Source organism: Anaerobacillus sp. QJM3NY_17 (genome assembly GCF_056173665.1).
Window position 1 is genome coordinate 3,805,577 of the sequence record NZ_CM149685.1, and the last position, 18,331, is coordinate 3,823,907.

At 40.1% G+C, this 18,331-nt stretch carries 20 protein-coding genes; 3 read left to right on the forward strand and 17 right to left on the reverse strand.

Annotated features, from left to right (window positions below; all coding sequences use genetic code 11):
- Positions 1 to 4: 4 nt before the first annotated feature.
- From AC0VYV_RS19565 to AC0VYV_RS19645, 17 genes are all read right to left on the reverse strand, one after another.
- Positions 5 to 1,192, reverse strand: coding sequence for a phosphopentomutase (locus AC0VYV_RS19565; RefSeq protein ID WP_475365943.1), 1,188 nt, complete (start codon positions 1,190 to 1,192; stop codon positions 5 to 7).
- A 2-nt stretch (positions 1,193 to 1,194) separates the two neighbouring features.
- A complete protein-coding gene (locus AC0VYV_RS19570) occupies positions 1,195 to 2,349 on the reverse strand; it encodes a YhfX family PLP-dependent enzyme (protein WP_475365944.1) in 1,155 nt (384 codons plus the stop codon).
- Positions 2,350 to 2,398: 49 nt separating this feature from the next.
- The gene (locus AC0VYV_RS19575; protein ID WP_303534964.1) at positions 2,399 to 3,493 is read right to left on the reverse strand and encodes an aminotransferase class V-fold PLP-dependent enzyme; all 1,095 of its coding nucleotides are present in this window, start codon (positions 3,491 to 3,493) and stop codon (positions 2,399 to 2,401) included.
- Between the two features lie 2 nt (positions 3,494 to 3,495).
- On the reverse strand, positions 3,496 to 4,413 hold the full coding sequence (locus AC0VYV_RS19580) for a phosphotriesterase family protein (RefSeq protein ID WP_475374139.1): 918 nt from the start codon (positions 4,411 to 4,413) through the stop codon (positions 3,496 to 3,498).
- A 14-nt stretch (positions 4,414 to 4,427) separates the two neighbouring features.
- Positions 4,428 to 5,723 carry a YhfT family protein gene (locus AC0VYV_RS19585; protein ID WP_475374140.1) on the reverse strand — a complete coding sequence of 432 codons (1,296 nt, stop codon included), beginning with the start codon at positions 5,721 to 5,723 and terminating at the stop codon, positions 4,428 to 4,430.
- Between the two features lie 20 nt (positions 5,724 to 5,743).
- Entirely contained in the window at positions 5,744 to 6,103 is a 360-nt protein-coding gene (locus AC0VYV_RS19590; protein ID WP_226615500.1) for a DUF2620 domain-containing protein, read from the reverse strand.
- Positions 6,104 to 6,116: 13 nt separating this feature from the next.
- A complete protein-coding gene (locus tag AC0VYV_RS19595; RefSeq protein WP_283153507.1) occupies positions 6,117 to 6,479 on the reverse strand; it encodes a PRD domain-containing protein in 363 nt (120 codons plus the stop codon).
- Between the two features lie 67 nt (positions 6,480 to 6,546).
- Entirely contained in the window at positions 6,547 to 7,479 is a 933-nt protein-coding gene (yhfZ, locus tag AC0VYV_RS19600) for a GntR family transcriptional regulator YhfZ (protein ID WP_475368032.1), read from the reverse strand.
- Positions 7,480 to 7,767: 288 nt separating this feature from the next.
- Complete coding sequence (locus AC0VYV_RS19605) at positions 7,768 to 9,057, reverse strand: TRAP transporter large permease (protein WP_475374141.1); 1,290 nt, start codon at positions 9,055 to 9,057, stop codon at positions 7,768 to 7,770.
- The gene (locus AC0VYV_RS19610) at positions 9,054 to 9,533 is read right to left on the reverse strand and encodes a TRAP transporter small permease (protein ID WP_194218612.1); all 480 of its coding nucleotides are present in this window, start codon (positions 9,531 to 9,533) and stop codon (positions 9,054 to 9,056) included. Before AC0VYV_RS19610 ends, AC0VYV_RS19605 begins: the two co-directional genes overlap by 4 nt.
- Before the next feature lie 85 nt (positions 9,534 to 9,618).
- A complete protein-coding gene (locus AC0VYV_RS19615; protein ID WP_475374142.1) occupies positions 9,619 to 10,641 on the reverse strand; it encodes a TRAP transporter substrate-binding protein in 1,023 nt (340 codons plus the stop codon).
- A gap of 13 nt (positions 10,642 to 10,654) precedes the next feature.
- Positions 10,655 to 11,320 carry a bifunctional 4-hydroxy-2-oxoglutarate aldolase/2-dehydro-3-deoxy-phosphogluconate aldolase gene (locus tag AC0VYV_RS19620; RefSeq protein ID WP_475374143.1) on the reverse strand — a complete coding sequence of 222 codons (666 nt, stop codon included), beginning with the start codon at positions 11,318 to 11,320 and terminating at the stop codon, positions 10,655 to 10,657.
- An 11-nt stretch (positions 11,321 to 11,331) separates the two neighbouring features.
- Positions 11,332 to 11,886: a 6-phospho-3-hexuloisomerase gene (gene hxlB, locus AC0VYV_RS19625; protein WP_475374144.1), complete on the reverse strand. Its 555-nt coding sequence runs from the start codon at positions 11,884 to 11,886 to the stop codon at positions 11,332 to 11,334.
- A complete protein-coding gene (locus AC0VYV_RS19630) occupies positions 11,858 to 12,388 on the reverse strand; it encodes an orotidine 5'-phosphate decarboxylase / HUMPS family protein (RefSeq protein WP_475374145.1) in 531 nt (176 codons plus the stop codon). The genes hxlB and AC0VYV_RS19630 overlap by 29 nt, the downstream gene beginning before the upstream one ends.
- Before the next feature lie 125 nt (positions 12,389 to 12,513).
- Entirely contained in the window at positions 12,514 to 13,470 is a 957-nt protein-coding gene (locus AC0VYV_RS19635; protein ID WP_475374146.1) for a sugar kinase, read from the reverse strand.
- A gap of 18 nt (positions 13,471 to 13,488) precedes the next feature.
- Positions 13,489 to 14,496, reverse strand: a complete 1,008-nt coding sequence (locus AC0VYV_RS19640) for a LacI family DNA-binding transcriptional regulator (RefSeq protein ID WP_475365953.1) — start codon at positions 14,494 to 14,496, stop codon at positions 13,489 to 13,491.
- A 204-nt stretch (positions 14,497 to 14,700) separates the two neighbouring features.
- The gene (locus AC0VYV_RS19645) at positions 14,701 to 15,507 is read right to left on the reverse strand and encodes a histidinol-phosphatase (RefSeq protein ID WP_430243307.1); all 807 of its coding nucleotides are present in this window, start codon (positions 15,505 to 15,507) and stop codon (positions 14,701 to 14,703) included.
- Positions 15,508 to 15,732: 225 nt separating this feature from the next.
- On the opposite strand from AC0VYV_RS19645, the gene AC0VYV_RS19650 reads away from it, so the two are divergent.
- The 3 genes from AC0VYV_RS19650 to AC0VYV_RS19660 are packed head-to-tail and all read left to right on the forward strand — an operon-like array spanning position 15,733 to position 18,172.
- Entirely contained in the window at positions 15,733 to 16,695 is a 963-nt protein-coding gene (locus tag AC0VYV_RS19650; protein ID WP_475365955.1) for a sugar kinase, read from the forward strand.
- Positions 16,696 to 16,708: 13 nt separating this feature from the next.
- Positions 16,709 to 17,368, forward strand: a complete 660-nt coding sequence (locus AC0VYV_RS19655; RefSeq protein ID WP_283153496.1) for a bifunctional 4-hydroxy-2-oxoglutarate aldolase/2-dehydro-3-deoxy-phosphogluconate aldolase — start codon at positions 16,709 to 16,711, stop codon at positions 17,366 to 17,368.
- A gap of 42 nt (positions 17,369 to 17,410) precedes the next feature.
- Positions 17,411 to 18,172: an IclR family transcriptional regulator gene (locus tag AC0VYV_RS19660; RefSeq protein ID WP_194218603.1), complete on the forward strand. Its 762-nt coding sequence runs from the start codon at positions 17,411 to 17,413 to the stop codon at positions 18,170 to 18,172.
- The last annotated feature ends 159 nt before the right edge of the window (positions 18,173 to 18,331 follow it).

An 18,331-nucleotide genomic window follows, 5' to 3' on the forward strand; every position in this document is an offset into this window, starting at 1 on the left:
CTCCTTAGTTTTTGAGGATTTGATTAAGAAAGCTAGTACCTGCTTCAGTGGATTCAATACGAAAATAATCACTCAAGGTTGCCCCTATATCTGCCATAGTATTTCTTGTCCCAATCGATACTGGCTTCACTTTAGGACCAGTAACCATAAGAGGAGTATACTCTCTTGTATGTTTTGAGTGTCCGATCGTAGGGTCATTCCCATGATCGGCCGTTACTATTAAAATATCATCTTCTTTAAGTAGAGGAATAAAATTCTCCAGCCAATCATCTACTTCTTCAAGAAGTGATGCATACCAATTCGTATCTTCTGCATGACCAGCAAGGTCCGTTTCTTGTACATTTACTAGAAAAGCCCCATGCTTTTCTTTACTAAATGCTTCTTTTAGTTGTTGAAGCACCTCCGCTGTATTCACAATAGAATAAGCCAAATGCTTTCCTTCGAGTACATCTGCCGTTTTCCCAATTCGATAAACTGGAATTTTAGATTCAGCTAGGGTCTGGAATTGTCTTTGTACGTTAACACCATATCCCAGGTGACGAACTTGATAGTCTGGCCCATACAAGCCTGCTTTAGGGCTATCAATTCCCCACTGCCCCGCTTCCCCTTTTTTTACTACTGATAGAAGTCGCTCGACCGAAGTGTGAGGACCGCCTAATGTAATAACTCGACTTGTATCAACGACTTTCCTTACAACGCTTCCTACTTTAAGCGCATACTCAAACGAAACCTTTGTCAGGTCTGCCGTAACATTAATAATATTTCCAGGGGTTGATTCAATGTTATCTGCAACAATGATTGCATCGTCAATTAACAATATTGGCAAATCTTTAAAAGGATAAGTTACTTTGAAATTTTCCCTTAGTAGACTCGTAGCTATATTCTTATGAACGTCTTTCATCAATCGTTTGGCAGGACGTTTCGGAAGACTTCCTACAATCTCTTGGTGTCCCATATAAGTATCAGCTCCGTAGTGTGCGAGTCGTGCTTTTCCGTAAGCTCCTTTTGGTGTTCCGGTTTCATCTACAAGTTGATTAAGTCCAAGCGAATACATGGTGGGAATGGCCATCGGTACTTTTTTTCGAATATGCTCGTACGTATTTGCTATGCAGTCCCCTGGCTCAAAATCTGCACAGTCATCCATTGCTCCAATCCCAAAACTATCGAGAACGAGCACTACGATACGTCCCATCGTTAACCTCTCCTTTCAAAATGTACAATTTCTGGAACACCATCATGTAACCCACGAACAAGGGCAACATTTGCCCTTGTTACAAACACTTGCGTCCGAAAAGCATATATTGCCGTATCACCGATAGATACTCTTGAGTCACGTTCAAGTCTTCCATAGTAATCAATGTACTCAGAATTTAAAGGCTTGCCTTTTAAAAATGTATCAAAAATACGTTCAGGGGAGCTTCCGACGTAAGCGCCTGTCATATTTCCCCTTTCATAAAACCCTCCTCCAATCACATAAAAATTCTCCTCGTCTTCATGAGAGACTTCAGATACATAGATAATAGCAGGATCCTCAGGAAGAGTTCGAACCGCATGAAGTGGGGTAGTCCCTGTTAGAGCATGTCCAGGTTCCCCATGTGTAACCCCGGCTTTTTTTAGCATTGGAATCGTTTCTGTACTTGTTGCACTTGGACCATTTACCTGACGAATGCGAAATCCCGATGCTTCAAGTATTGCTTTTGCCGAAAGTATTGTTTTCAGGTTTTCTGTAAATAATAGCTCCTTACGTTCTTTGTCCATTAGCAATAACGGAAATGAAGTAACGCCCATTACTTCGATTCCTTTCAGCTGCTTTAGCTCTGAAATAAAACCTTGAAGCTCCTCTACCTGAAATCCTCCCCACTGTCCAGGATAAATCGTGTCTGATGAATTGATTACTCGCAGAATGACCTCCTGTTTTTTTCCCAGTTTCATAGCTGCATCTGATACTTGTCTTGCTCGCTCAATCGAAAAAACCGTCACAACTTCTGGATCGAAACTAAGAACCTCATCCCACTGATGTTTCCCAGGTTGGACAAGATGACCCACGTTACCAATACTGACACCGGAATGATATAGTCGGTAAGCTTCTTCAAATTCAACGGCAACAGCTTTTTCAATTCCATGTTCCGCAATCCAATTCCCGAGATCGCCTATACGACCAAGCTGCTTACTCATAAAATACAATGTGAAATCATTCTCTTTAGCAGCTTGCGCCATTCTTCTGACATTGTGGGCTATTGTGTCAAGGTCGAGAACATACGTATTGGGAGGAATAAGCCCAGATTGGTGAAGTTTTACTCCCGCTTTAATGAGTTCTGGATTTCTCTTCTTTGTAAGTGAAAGAAACAATGTAGTAGCCTCCTAAACAACAGCGTATAGATTATGTCTTGATGTATACTTACTCTCCTCGCAATGATTCTCGAAGAATACGAATAACAGTCTCTGCTCCAGCCTTCATAGGGTTAATCCGTAAACCATATTCAAGTAATGCGGGTGTACTTTCGAGGAAACTACCAGAAACTCGATAAATCATTGGAACAAGTTCAAAACGTGATTCTGCTCCAATTGGATATGTTGCTGCTCCAAAGGCCTTACTTCGCTCGATTACTTCACGGGCAACTGGCTCTTTCAGTTCAACAATGACATTCTTTGATTGAGAGTTTGTAATATATGCCTCTTTTACTCCATACACTTCACCTTTATTTAACAAGTCACATAGAACTTCAACTTGCTGACTCTGAATAGCTAATGAGACAGGTGCAAAAGGTAGGGATCGAAGTAACTCCATCGCTTCTGGTCCCTGAACTTGACTGCCTCCAGAATAATTTCGCTGTTGAATTGTTTTAATGGCGCTCTTCCCTATCACTACTCCAATTCCTTCAGGTCCAAGTAGCTTAAATCCGGAAAAAGTGGAATAATCAGCGCCAGCCTCTACACCAATTCCATGCATTTTCAATGCACAATAATTATCATCAACAACTACAATCATTTCAGGGTTGATCGTCTTAACTAACTTAATCACTTCTTTAAGACGATAAGTGTCGATTGGTTGCTGCCTTGCATGTTGGATATAGAAAACCTTTGCTTCTGAATGAGGAAGACTTTGTTTAATAGCATCTAAATCATTGAAATTCACTTCTTCCGTTCGTAACCCAAGCATTCGGATCGTTTCTTTAGTCGTCATATAAATAGGTGCAGTGTGAATAATCATAGATTCTCCCGGTTCAAGGAGGGCACTTAAGAGAGATCGAATTGCACCGGTACCCGATCCTCGTACAAGTACTGCCTGATCACCTCCAAAAATACTAGCAAGAACGTTCTCAACTTTCGCAGTTGTTCTAGGTCGTTTATAGATCGGATGCACACCGCGATCGCCATCATGGAACATTTCATTGTCTTTAAATTCCTTTGTGATATAATCCACAATTTCAAATTGTTTATTTGTTGCTTCTGCAAGTGACATCTGAGGTATAACAGATTCCTGGTGTTTCAATGTTATGCAATCCCCTTTCGACTGAAAGCATGAGCAGGATTATCGATTAACATCATTCTGATATCCTCATCAGACAAGCCTGCTTCTTTTAAACGAGGAACAAATTCATTGAGAACATAGTCATATCCAATACCTCCGTGCTTATGCCAATGTGACTTTCTAGTTAAATCAGCTGATAATAAAATCTGCGCACCATATCCTCTTTCAAATAGATGACAAATTGTATGAATTCGCTCTTCATCAGGTCGATAATTAATTTTTCCAATCGTATCAAATCCTACAAATGCCCCTGCTTCCACAACAGAAAGTACTCGTTCATCATCTTGATTAAGGTCTTGATGCCCCACAATCAATTGGTTCATTGGCAATCCAAGGGCAGAATAAAGTTCAACTTGCTCGACTCCCATCGTTCCGAGCGTTGTATGTGTGGTGAGCGGAAGCCCCGTTTCCATTGCTGCGATTCCCGCACCAGTTAAGAGCTCTTCTTCAATAGGCTTGATTTCATAGTGACTGCTCCCTATTTCTCCAATAACGCCAGGATAAACGTCTGTTCCTTCAATTCCATTCTTTATTTCATCAATCATGTATTGTGCAAACTGATCGCGATTCCACTCAGTCGCTTGGTTTGGAAGGAATGGGTCTTTGTAAAAACCGGTACTTGCGATCAAATGCACTCCTGTCGTTTCGCTTAACTTTCTAAGGAGACTTGCATTTCGACCCATTCCGTCATTCGTAACTTCTATCATCGCCTGCCCACCTGAAGCTTTAAAATAGTGAAGTTCTTCTTCCATTCCGCCTATATCGTCAAGAATAGTGTCAGGATCATTTTTAATTCGTGATAAATCAATACAAAGATGTTCATGAGCGGAACAAATCCCGAGCTCAGTAGGAGCAATTGGTCCTCTAACCGTTTGAATCATCTTATCTCCTCCTTCTACTGTGGTATTTGCATGAGGCCAAGTACGACAAGAACATTCGCCAAGATACCAACTGCTATTGCGCCAATCGGTCCTACTGCCATTCGCACAATTGGACGGCCTGCAATCTCATTTAACAAATAGAACCCTGCAATGATAAAAAATCCAAGCCCTGGAGCAATAGCATTAGCTGCGTTTGCACCACCAATTAAAAGAGCCACTTCTAAAATTCGACTCATCGCTGTACGAATATTTTCTCCTGATTGTCGAACTCCAGGATATTTGTCAAGGAAACGTGCAATCTGACTCAATAACATAACCTCAAGAAAAACAGTAACAATACCAAGGATAGCCGCAACCCATACATTAGGAACAAGCAACCCTACAACGAAAATGATTGTAAACCCAACTGGACTATACACACCTGTTGCAATCGCCGTACTAGCAACAAGTGGGATGAATCCCAGCGCTCGGGCTCCAGCAGCGATGGCAGCATCTGTTACTTTTCCGTCTGCGATTAAATTTAATGATATCGGATCTCCAGCCATAATCAGAAGGTTCGTAGCCGCAGCAATCAGCCCCCCCATAATCATGAAATAAATTACATGCTTTTTAATGCGATTCACTCTCTCGCTAAAAACCGAAGCAAGATCAATACTGCTACCTTCTCCTTCAGGTTTTTGGCGCACAGCATATGTAATTAAGAAAATCATTCCAGTAATGAGAGCCATTCCTTCTTGATTTAACGTAACCGTCGTATCACCAAAAGCCATGGCACCGCTTTCATTTAACCATACAGCTAATTGCCGAATAATGGCTGATGTGATAAATGTCAGAACACCTTTTTTAACACTGAATTGCAACGCCACTGCTAGAGCTGGAAATGCCATAAAGGTGACAACAACTGGGGATCCCACTTGCCCCATCGCATCTAAGAAATTCAATGGTAGTTTTTCAAATAAGGTGACAAATCCTTCTAGTCCAACTAACAAACCTGCACCATATGCGCCACCAACAATTGCCGCAACAGGCGTACCCCATTTATTTCGCGGGGTAATTAATCCAATGATATCTGTTCCAAGCAGAATGCTATGGATAAGGATAATACTCGCAGTAATGGTAAAAGGAATCCCAAAACCAACTACAAGTCCAAAACTCATAGCAAAGGCCGTTAAACCAAGCTCTTTACGTCCCATTCGCCCTTCAGTATTTTCAGGTACAATTGGCCGTAAGCCGTCATTAAACACAGCTAAATTTAAATTTGCAAGAACAGCTGCCATAGCCCCGATCAAGATGACGAGAACCATTTCCATTTGACGAACCCCCTTCTAAATTAAAGTGCTTTAATTGCTCTCATAATCATTGGAACGACTGTTTCCATATGATCAGCAGTAAAACCAAATGCTTTCTTTCCGTCCTTAACAGCCTGTTGAATTTTCTCTTCACTCGGTTTTCTTCCTGGCATTGAAACAGTTTCACAGCTTGGTTTTCCAATAATAGCAATCGCCATCGCTAACGCACCTCCACCACCAGTGTGACACGCTCCAACATAGTATTCTGCCTGACCTGTTTTCACTGCCATTGCCGCTTCTACATCTGATTTAATAGAAGTTTCCACTCCATTTGGTCCATGTTCCTTCACTAGGGCTTCGACTTCCTTTTTATCTACCTGTCCACCAATAACAATTTTCATGAAAAATCTCCTCCTATTTCATTTCTTTAAAAATAGATACATAGTGCATTTTTAAAAAAGCGATCTCAGATTTTGGAATTTCATCACCCCAATTGGATTTAAGCCAATTAATCTCTCTATTCGCTAGATCAATTTGCTCAGATTTCTCTATTTCTGAAAAAAGCTCTTCCGGTGGGCCATCGACTGATTCACCGCGGGACATACGCGTTAAGGCTGATGCAAGATGAGTAACGAGCATTTCTACTTTATTTTGAGGAAGCGGCCTTTGCGTATGGGCACTTAATCTTTGCACCGCTTCCTCAGCGATAGTTGATGCTTCCTCACTAATCACATCGCCAGCTTTCAGAATATCTAGTCGTTCCTTAATCGTTGTCATAAAAACCACCCTCCAATATACAGGATTTAGTATATTAAAATCATAAGGATTCAAAATGGAATCCCGCCTAATATCGAGGATAAATTTCCCCCTTTTCTACTCGAACTTGTAGCTCCTTGACGTTAAATACTGACAGGTCGAGTAGTGCATCTCTAAGTTCTATCCTCTCCCTATTTAAGAGCATAGTTGCCTCATTCACCTTCCGACTTAGTTCCTGAGCTTTTATCGAACGAAACGATCCTTTGCCCATTCCTTCAGAATGAATAATTTCATCCTTATTCCAAACTGCTGCATCAATTTCATTGTTCTTAAGCATCTCCATCATCTGCATGTAGTTCACTTCAATTAGCTGAACATCAATACCTTCTATTTCATACTCCGTTAGAAGATGCTGATCAGCTGAAGAATAATCAATACCTACCCGCATGCCGTTTTGAATACGCTCTGTTTTAGAGTCTGAAAAAAAGATTTCATGTCCGGAAACATATGAGTTATTTCCAAATGTTTTTGCCATTTCGATACGAGCGTCATTCCGAACAGCAAGCTCAGCCGCATGCCTTGAAACAATCACAAAATCATATCTTCCAGCTTTCAATGCCTCTATTCTATTCGATGAGCCTCTCATGAAAGCCAAATTAAAAGGTATTTTCATCATTTCAAGCACCTGAACTAAACCAGTAGCAAGGCCTTCATATTTTCGCGAATATGGTAAAGGCATTGCCCCCATAACAGAACCAAGTCCTGCAATATCCCAAAGCAGTTCTCGATCCGTTCTAACAAGAAACGTACCAAGGTGTCCTCTTGCTTCAAGAACAATAGCTCCTATTTCTTCGAGTAGACGTAAGGCTCCCTGAATTGTCCCCCTTCCAAGTGATGTTTCTGTAACAAAATCACTTACGCGAGGAATACGGCTTCCTGGCTCGATCGCTATTAGATTAGCTGCAATTCTCCTAGCTGCCAGTCCATTCTTGCTGTATAATTTCTCCCATTTGCCTTCCATATCCTCACCTCAATATACAATTTTTCGTATTTTCACTTTAAAGAATAAAACAAAAATCTGAAAATTTCAACTGATTTCCTAAAAAAGAATGCGCGGTGTAATTAGTCACCTCGCATTCTTACTGTCTTTTTAACTATTCTATGCTAATAAAACTTATTGATTTCTATAGGTTTGACACCTTCAAATAAAATATAGATTCACTCGACTTTTAGCTTAATATAAAGGTCATAAATGAAATTATAAATTGAAATCTAATAAAGCAAAACCGTTCCATATTAAATTCTTGAATTAAAACAAATTAGAATTAATCACCTTTGGTAAGTAAAAAGCAACATCCGGTACAAATGCAACTACTAGCAGTACTACGAGTACTATAGCTATATATGGCATAACGGCACCTAGTGAACGTTCAACTGGTAATTTTCCAATTTTCGCAGCTAAGAGTAAACATAAACCATATGGGGGCGTCACTAGACCCACAGCTAATGTCATGATTGTAACGATACCTAATAGAATGGGATCAATCTCAAAGCCGATCGCAACTGGCAAGATCACTGGGATAAATAAAATCATTGCTGGTATAGCATCCATGAATGTTCCTACAAAGAGGAAGAATGCAATGATAATTAATAGAAAAACCCATTTACTATCGATGTTATTTGCGAAAAATTGTTCCGCCCATGATGATAATTGGTAGTAACTCATCAATTCTCCTAAAGCATTTGCTGCGGCTAAGGCGAATAAGGATAATGAACTAAGTGTTAACGTATCCACTAAAATTTTAGGGAAATCTTTTATTTTTAGTGTCTTGTAATAAAAAAGGCCAATGATGACTGTATAAAGTGAAGCAAATGCCGCTGCTTCAGTCGCTGTGAAAATTCCGGTGATAATCCCACCAATCAGAATCACGGGTGTCATTAGTGCAGGAATTGTGCCAACAAACTGTTTCAAGAAATTTTTCATTGAAGCTTTCTGATATGTGGGATATCCTCTCTTCCTAGCAAGAATATAAACAATGATCATCATACCGAGTCCTACGAGGATACCAGGGATAATTCCTACTAAGAACAAAGCGCCAACTGATACATTTGTTAGCCCCGCAAAAATGATCATCGGGATACTTGGGGGAATGATAACACCGATTGTAGAAGAGGCCGCTGTAATACCAACAGCTGTTTCAGTGTCATATCCTTGTTTTTTCATATTAGGAATTAGGATTTTACCAACCCCGGCCGTGTCAGCTTGAGCTGCGCCTGAAACCCCTGCAAAGAGCATAGATACGAGAATATTGGCGTGTGCTAATCCACCACGGATGTGCCCGACAATTGCTAGTGCTAAGTCTATTAACTTTTGGGAGATTTGGCCGCTATTCATCAAGTTAGCTGCTAGTATGAAAAGAGGAACGGCTAATAAAACAAACGAATCGAGACCGTTCAGCATTTTAACTGGTACTGTTACTTCAGGAATATAAGGTACGTTCATAATTCCTAGCAGGGCTACAATTTTGATTACGAAAGCAATAGGAATACCAAGAAACATCAGGATAATAAAGAGACCAACTAACAGAATACCAATCATTCGGTTACCTCCTTCTTAGAGAAGCTTCTTACGTTACGTAAAATGTGAGCAAACGTATATATCATCATCGTTCCACCCATAATCGGAATTGAAATCCATACATACCCCATTTTTAATTCCGGGATAGAAACCCAGGTATAGTTCCAGAAGTTTTGCACAGCTTCTATTCCTAAATAAAATAAACCTGTACTAAATACTAGAAGAATAAGATCATTAATGAGATATAGGCTGTTCTTACTTTTGCCAGTTAACTTATTCAATAGAAGATCAAATTTAAAATGCTCTCTTCGATTGAGCATGACGGATGCCCCCATAAACACGGCCCAAATAAAGGAATAAGTCGCAACTTCTTCCGTCCAAATAGCTGAAACCCCCATATACCGCGTAATAACCTGGATAATGATCGTGATAAAAAAGACAACTAGAAACAAGACACCAACAGTTAATTGAATTTTCTCAAGCAGCTTAACGAGCACGGCTAACTTCCCCTTTCTACAAGCGTAAGGCTAATGATTAGAATAAGAGCGAAGGTGCCGACTATACCCTCGCTTCACTCTTTACTTATTTCAAATCGCGAATTTTTTTCAAAAGATCCGTCGCACCAATTTCTTCTGCTGTTTTGTCTTGAATAGGCTTTGCTAATTCAATGAACGGTTTACGATCAATATCATTTACTTCTGCCCCTTCATCAATAGCTTTTTGTTTGTACTCTTCTTCTTGCTTGTGAAGGACCTCAATCTCTTTCTTTACTGAAGCTTCAGCTGCTTTTAATACGGCATCTTTTTGCTCATCTGTATAAGAATCAAATTTCTTTCCATTAATGAGTAATAAGCGAGTCGTGTAGTCATGCGCTGTTTCTGTGATGTACTTTCCATTTTTAGTTTTATGGTGATTTTGTTGAACGAAGTATGGATAAGCGTTCTCAGAGGCATCAACGACACCTTGTTGTAAAGCTTGATATAACTCTCCCCATGCTACCGATGTTGGTACAGCTCCAGTTTCTTCCCAATACTCTGCAATAGCACCAGAAGTTTGCGTCCGGAATTTCATCCCCTCAATATCCTTCATGGAATTCAATGGCTTTTTCCCATAGTAATGACGAACTCCAGCTGTCCAATAGCCCAAAACTTTGAATGTATTATCAGACTTCTCATTAATCGTTTCAGCAATTTGATCGCCAACTTCTCCCTCAACTGCTTTCTCCCAATGGTCATAACTATCAAATACGTAAGGCATAGCGAATAGATCAATTTCTTTAATACCTGTTTTCGACATAAAACCTGGAGACACAAGAACAACATCAGCGCCGCCAAGCTTAAGCTTTTCCACAAGTTCTGATTCACTTGTGCCCAGAGTTCCCGCATGTACTTCTACTTCAATATTGCCGTCTCCATTTTCTTCAGCTACTTTTTTAAATTCCTTCATCCCATATTGGTAAGGATTTTCAGGCGAAGTTTGGTTATGCGCTGCAATGATTTTAATCTTGCCATTTTCGTTTGCTCCAGCATTTTCACTGTTACCGCAACCCGTCAAAAAACCTAGAGATAAAATCATAACTAACAATAATGTAGATACATATTTCATAAAATCTCCCCCTTTATTTTCTGAATCCGCTTTCAAATAATGAAGTATGATTTGCTCCTCTTAGCTTTTCAACATATTGATTTGCCAATTCTTTTAAACTATTGAAATCGTCTTCTGATGTTAGATGATCACATTGAACAAGTTGGCCTCCAATCCCAACAACCTTAGCTCCAGCTTGGAAGTAATCAAACATATTTTCCTTATCAATTCCACCAGTTGCCATTATTTCAATTTGAGGTAGAGGACCGAGAATATTTTTTATATAACGAGCGCCCATTGTGTCCGCCGGAAAAACTTTCACCATATCAGCCCCTGATTCATAAGCTGTCACCATTTCCGTTGGGGTCAAGGCACCTATAATGCATGGGACTCCATATCTTTTCGCCACTTTAACTGTATTTAGATTCACCGTAGGAGAAACAATAAAATGGGCCCCTGCCATAATAACTGCTCTGGCTGTTTCACCATCGAGCACAGTTCCTGCACCTATTAATAACCCATCAAAACTATCTCTAACTTTCCTAATCAACGTTTCAACCTCTGGTGTTTCAGCTGTAATCTCGATTGCTTTAATACCACCCTCATATAAAGCTTGAGCAATTGGTAAGATATTGTTTTGGTTTGCTTTACGGATGACAGGAATAATTTTTGCCTCCTGTACTTTTAGCAGGTTAGCCATTTAGTACACCTCTACTCCATATTTGCGTGTTTGGAAGTCATTCTTTCGTTATCCGTTTGCTTTGATTGATTAATTGTGTAGATGATAATAGCGTCTAGGAGCAAGTGCAGCGATTGATCAAATTGGTTTCCAAGCGGCTGAATCGTACTAGGCTCTTCTGGTAATCTCTTTTTAGTTGCTGCAGGAACGACTAACACATGATCACTTATTCCAGCAAGCCTAGAGCTGTCATTCGTTGTAACCGCTGAAATACATCCTCCTATTTCTTTTGCTTTTTCTGCATAAAAACAGATAGACTGAGTTGAACCTGATCCAGAGATAGCGATTAACAAATCACCAGTTTCGATATTCGGAGTAACGGTTTCCCCTGTAACATATACCTCATATCCACCATGCATTAATCGCATAGCAAATGCTTTTCCCACTAGTCCAGAACGTCCCTCACCAGTCACAAAAATTCTTTTAGCTTCTTCTATATGAGTTGAAAGCTGCTTCGCTTGATCTTCGTTCACTTCTGATAACACCTGATTAACTTCATTAACTACAGTGTGAATGACTTTTTTCATATTCCTTGATCGCCTCCTTAATTTGTGCAGCCGCTTGTTTACGGTTATCCTGCTTCGTAATGCCTCCCCCAACGATTAAAGTATCGGGAGCGTAAGAAAGAATTGATGACAGAGAATCAAGGTTGATTCCACCTGCTACAGCAATTTCTATACCTGAGGATTCGCTTACAAGTTCAAAGAGATCACCGGTGATATTTCCTTTTTTCTGCATATCTTTACCAAAATGTAGACTAATGAGATCGACTCCAAGGTTTTGGAGCTGATTGATGCGCAATTTATTAGTAACGCCCAGTAAATCAACCATTACTCTGCCTTTATGCTCTAAGGCTACGTCTAACATATCGGAAATCGTTTGATCTGCTGCGAAAGCCATGACTGTCGTAATATCAGCCCCAGCTTCAAAAGCCTGAGCAGCTTCATGTTTGCCCGCATCACATGTTTTCATATCTGTTACAATGATTAATTCAGGAAAGGACTCTCTGATTTCCGTTACAATTGACATTCCGTATTATTTGATAACACCAGTTCCAATCTCAATCCAGTCGATGGAATCATATGTCTCTCCCAAAATGTCTAAACACTCTTCACGGGATAGCCTGTCCAATGCTAATTGAAGTTTCATCTATCTCACCTCTCAATAAATTCTCTTTCTCCAAGCTGTGTAAGAACTTCACTTAGTTCTGGCAACCCTTCATTATCTCCATAAACGCTCACTACCATAGAACCAATTGCATTTGAGAACTTAAGAGTTCTTTCAAGAGTCCAGCCATTTAGTAATCCATAAACAAACCCTGCATCAAACCCGTCTCCTGCTCCTACCGTATCGACCACTTTTTTTGGAGGTATTGCTGGCGCATGAACAAGTTGACCATTCTTATAAGCACTAGCTCCATGCTCACCTTTTTTGATCGCTATTGTTGAAATACCGTATCTTTGACAATCCTGCGCAATTTGTTCAGGTTCATGAACTCCAAAAAGTAATTCAGCTTCATCTTCACCAGTAAGCAGTACGTCTACATATGGAAGCAGTTCTGTTAAGCCGTACTTAGCTTCTTCGGGAGACCACAATTTCAATCGTATATTAGGGTCGAAAGTGATTATCGCTCCATTATCTTTTGCTATCGTGGCAGCTTTTTGGAGAAGTGAAATATTCTTTTCCGGATTAATTGCAGCAAAAACGCCAGTTATATGTAACACCTTGCAACGTCTCAGCATAGCTTCATCAAGGGTAGCTTCTGTCAGTGCTTCCGTAGGTGATTGATGACGATAATAGAACGTTCGACCATTACCGTCTTCTCTAATCTCCTTGAAATTCAACGAGGTTGAATATCGATCGAGCAATTGCACTTCTGAAACATCGATTCCCTCACCTCTAGCAAAATTACGAATATATTTTCCAAACTCGTCATTCCCTAACCTACTAATCCATCCTGTTTGTAACCCGAGCCTTGCACATCCAACAGCGAAATTAAATTCAGCTCCACCTGCTTTTCTTTCAAAATTGGAAGCATACCGCATTGGGCCATGATGTGAAGGATCAAATGTGATCATCGCATCTCCAATCGTAACAACATCTTTTTTCATGCCCGATCTCCCTTCTATTTAGTTAACTGATTCTCTTATCATCAATTTTGGTTCAAAACGATACTCTGGCTGATCATTTATCCTTGTCGTTTTGTTAATTTTATCCAACAAAATCTCAGCTGCCATTTTACCCATTTTAAAAGTAGGCTGCGCAACTGCCGTGATGGGAGGAGTAAAGAAACTCGCATACGGTACATCATCAATTCCGATAACAGATAAGTCCTCAGGAATGCGCAAAGATTGCTGCTTGGCAAAACGAAGCACTTCTTTTAGTACAAAATCATTTCCTGCAATAATACAATCTGGAGGTGAAGGAAGTGCTAACATCTTTTCAAGTGATGAAGCAATCAAATCTGGATCAACACATTGGATATAATCTTCTTTTAATTCAATGTTTCGTTCAATCAGAGCTTTCTTATAACCTTCTACTCTCTCATACCGTGAAGAGATGTTATCTATAAAAGATGTAGTCATAATGGCAATACGCTTATGCCCTTTACGAACAAAATGTTCAACAGCTAATTCGGAAGCTTTTTCATTGTTGAGCATTATAGAGGATGCTGGAATATCTGGAACTAGACGATCTAGAAAAACGAGCGGATATTCTTCATCCAACATTTGTTTGTAGAGTTCACGGTTGTTACCCGTTGGAAAGATAATCAATCCGTCCACCTGTTTGGCACGAAGCATTTCAATGTAACGCTTTTCTTTAACTGGATCATCATCAGCATTACAAATGATTGTATGAAAACCTTTTTCATGACACAAATCTTCTACTGCTCTACTCACTTCTGTTGAAAAAGTATGGAGAATATTAGCAACAATGACTCCAATTGTTTTCGTAGATTTTTGTTTCAAGCTCCTGGCTACAATGTTTGGTTGATAACCAAGCTCTTTAATCGCTTCTTCAATTCTTACTTTCGTTTTTTCACTCATATAGTCATATCGTTTGTTTAAATATTGCGAAACGGTGCTCTTCGATACTTGTGCTTTTTTTGCAACGTCTGCCATAGTTACAGTTCTCATAAATCATTCTCCACATCTAAAGTGATTTTACTAAACCGATTTAGTAAATCGATTTAGTTGTATTATAAAGGGGATGTAAGCGTTTTACAACCCTTGATTTTAAAATCGACAGATTATTTAGTCAATACTACGGTTACGGTACAAAAGAGAAGGAAAAAATAAAAGAGTGGGAAAGACATTTGTCTTCCCCACTCCTCTACGCCCTCACATCCCAACAAACTCCTTCTTCCTCTCTCGAAACACCGTCCAATTCTTAAATCCAATCTCCTTCAGCTTTGTTCGAACTTCTTCAAATTCTTCTCCAACGCGTGAAGGCCAATGAGCGTCAGATCCGAAAGTAACTCCCACACCATAATGGCAAGCCATTTCGAGCATGTCATTCGCTGGATACCAGCCGCCGCAGTCTTTATGCTTACCAGATGTGTTGATTTCAATCGTTGACTCAAGCTCTCCGAGTCGCTTCAATGCTTTTTCGACTTCAGGTGTTTGAACGTTTGCGAAGTCTGGATAAAATCCCTTCATGGCATCAATATGGGCTAGAATATCGAAGACGCGGCTTTCAGCTGATTCTACGATTAGCTTGTAATAATGCTCTTTTTCTTTGCGTATGTCTTCTTCAATTAAATTTTCCCATCGACTTTTATCAAAGATGTTAGTTCCATTACTAAAATGAACAGAGCCAATTATATAGTCAAACGGGTACTGATCATAAATGCTTTTATATAACGGGTAATGGTCTCGAAAAAAGTCAGATTCAACACCAAGCAAAACGTCAATCTTGCCACGGTACTTTTCCTTAAGCGAGAGCACTTCTTCTACATAAGAAGCGAACTCACTCTTGGCCATAGCAATGCGAGGCAACGCTCGATCCTTCTCACTTGCAAAAAACGGTGAATGATCAGAAATTCCGATCATCTGCAAATCATTTTGGATTGCTGCTTTTATGTAATCTTCAATTCCTGCTTCTGCATGACCACAGCGTTCATGGTGCGTATGGTAATCAAATTTCATCGTACCGCTCCTTCCCAATACTTGTAAGTCGTAATATCGTTATCCTACCATATTTGTCTTATAAGAGTTTACTTTCACGCAATGTATTTACAGAAAATTCATACTCATGATCTATATTTTTGAAAATTCTCACATAATTAAATTGACATCGTTTTCATAATTCAGTAAAGTGAAATCATAATGAAGAACACTGTTCCTTATTAAGGAACAAGAAGGAGGCAGTTTATGCAATCACAATTGGATGTCGTCACACTCGGTGAAACCATGGTGCTTTTTGATGCCGCTTCTACCGGCCCTCTTCGATATACGAATCAGTTTAACAAGCGAATCGGCGGGGCTGAATCAAACGTAGCGATCGGTCTTTCAAAGCTTGGTCACTCTGTAGGCTGGATCAGTAAGCTGGGCGATGAAGAATTAGGTCATTTTACATTAAATGCCATTCGTGGCGAAGGGGTCGATACAACGAATGTCCTTATGGACCCTGAAGAACAAACGGGCTTATATGTTAAAGAAAAGCGAACAGATCGCAATCAAGTTTACTATTACCGCAGTGGTTCCGCTGCAAGCACTATGACTACAGCAGACATCAACTGGGACTACATAAAAAGGGCGAGAATCGTTCACTTAACTGGCATTACTCCTCTGTTGAGTGAATCTTGTTATGAGCTAGTGAATGAGGTTTTCCACTTTGCTAAAAAACATGAAATTAAGGTTTCATTTGATCCTAATATTCGAATAAAACTGCTGAAGAATATTCCAAATGGACAAGAAAAATTGCTAGACCTCGCAAGACAAGCGGATATTCTTCTTCCAGGACTAGACGAAGCTGAACAATTGATAGGTACAAGTGATCCTGATGAAATCATTTCATTTTTTCTAGCCTCTGGCGTTCAGAAAATCGCGATAAAAAACGGAGCAATTGGGACCACCTTTGCCACAGCAAATGGTGAGAATGGATTTGTGAAAAGCTATCCTGTCTCTAAAGTGAATGATCCCATAGGAGCAGGAGATGGTTTTGCTGCAGGAGTTCTCTCTGGCCTTCTGAAGGGGAAAACATTTCAAGAATCTGTTGATCTTGGCTCATTAATTGGTTCCATCGTTGTTTCTGTATTTGGCGATATTGAAGGGCTTCCAACGATTCAAGAAATTGAATCTTTAAATGCAACGAAACAGGATGTATTAAGATAAAAGGAGTGGGAGAATGAAACAGGCGATCTTAACAAAAATGATTGACGGTGGTGTTGTAGCCGTCGTTCGAAAAATTGACCGAGATAAAGTGATGCAAGTGATTGAAGCGATCGTAGATGGTGGTATTAGTGGAATTGAAATCACACTTGATTCTGATGGGGCACTTGATGTGATTCGCGAAGCAAATCTTGCATTTAAAGGTCAGGCAGTTGTTGGGGCAGGTACCGTTCTTGATGCGCAATCAGCAAACATGGCGATTCACGCTGGTGCCGAATTCATTTTCTCTCCAACAATGAATACAGAAACCATTTTGACCGCTAATCGATATGGTAAAATTGTGATACCAGGTGTATTCACGCCGACAGAAATACTGCAAGCCCAACAAGCTGGGGCAGATCTTGTGAAAATTTTCCCTGCAAGCGTACTTGGACCAACCTTCATTAAAGATGTGAAAGGCCCTCTCGCTCACGTGAACATGATGCCAACCGGCGGAGTAAGTCTTTCAAATACAGCGGAATATATACGAGCTGGGGCAGCTGCCGTAGGTGTTGGTGGCTCCCTATTACAAAAAGATTTAATCGCAGAAAAGCGATACAGCGAACTACAATCCCTCGCAAAGCAATATTGTGATGAAGTACAAAAAGGCCGACATGCCCTTGTCAATTCGAATTAAATCGTTCTGATTGTCGTGATCGGTCTAGGAAAGGAAGATGTTATGATTCAGTCTGTCGATCGATCACTTCAAATTTTAGAACTATTGAAAGAAAAACCAGAAGGAATGGGCATTACAGAGCTCGCTAACAAGCTTGATGTGGCAAAAAGCACGATTCATCGACTTGTTTCTACCCTTGAGTCACACCAATATATCCAGCGCTCGGCTGATCAAACATCTTATCGACTTGGGTTGAAATTCATTGAGATGTACCATGTGGTTGTCGATGAGTTAAATATTTTAGAAGTCGCGCGGAATGTTCTTGAAGAATTAAGTGAACGAACTTCAAAAATCGCTCACCTTGTTATGATCGAAGAAGATCATCAAGTCATTTATCTTGATAAAGTGGAAACACAGTCCACGATTCGGATATACTCTCGTACTGGGCGAAAAGCTCCGCTTCATTGCACAGGTGTAGGGAAAGCGATCTTAGCATATTCGAGTGATAAGCAACTAAACGATTTCCTTTCAACTAAAGAGTTATTTAAGCTAACAGATCGGACCATCACGGACGCTACAGAATTTCAAAACGAATTAGAAAAAGTTCGTCAAAATGGCTTCGCTATTGACGACGAAGAACACGAAGAAGGCATTCGCTGCATCGCTGTTCCGATCTTTGACCATCTCGGAAGTGCAACGTACGCGATCAGCATTACAGGCACCGTTCCTCAAATGTCAGAAGAGCGTTTAGCTGAATATTTACCCATTCTGAAACAAGCCGGGAAAGAAATATCGAGAAGACTCGGGTATAAAGGAAGCCGATAGGAGTGATCCTATCGGCTTATGATGGTGCCTGTCACTCGCGGTTTATGTCGAATCTCTCTCCCCCTTACTATCCAACCTTTCTCCCATGTCTATCGGTCTGTTTTTAGTAAATTCTGATATTTTACATTCAATCCGTTTACTATCCTCCGTTCCTTATGT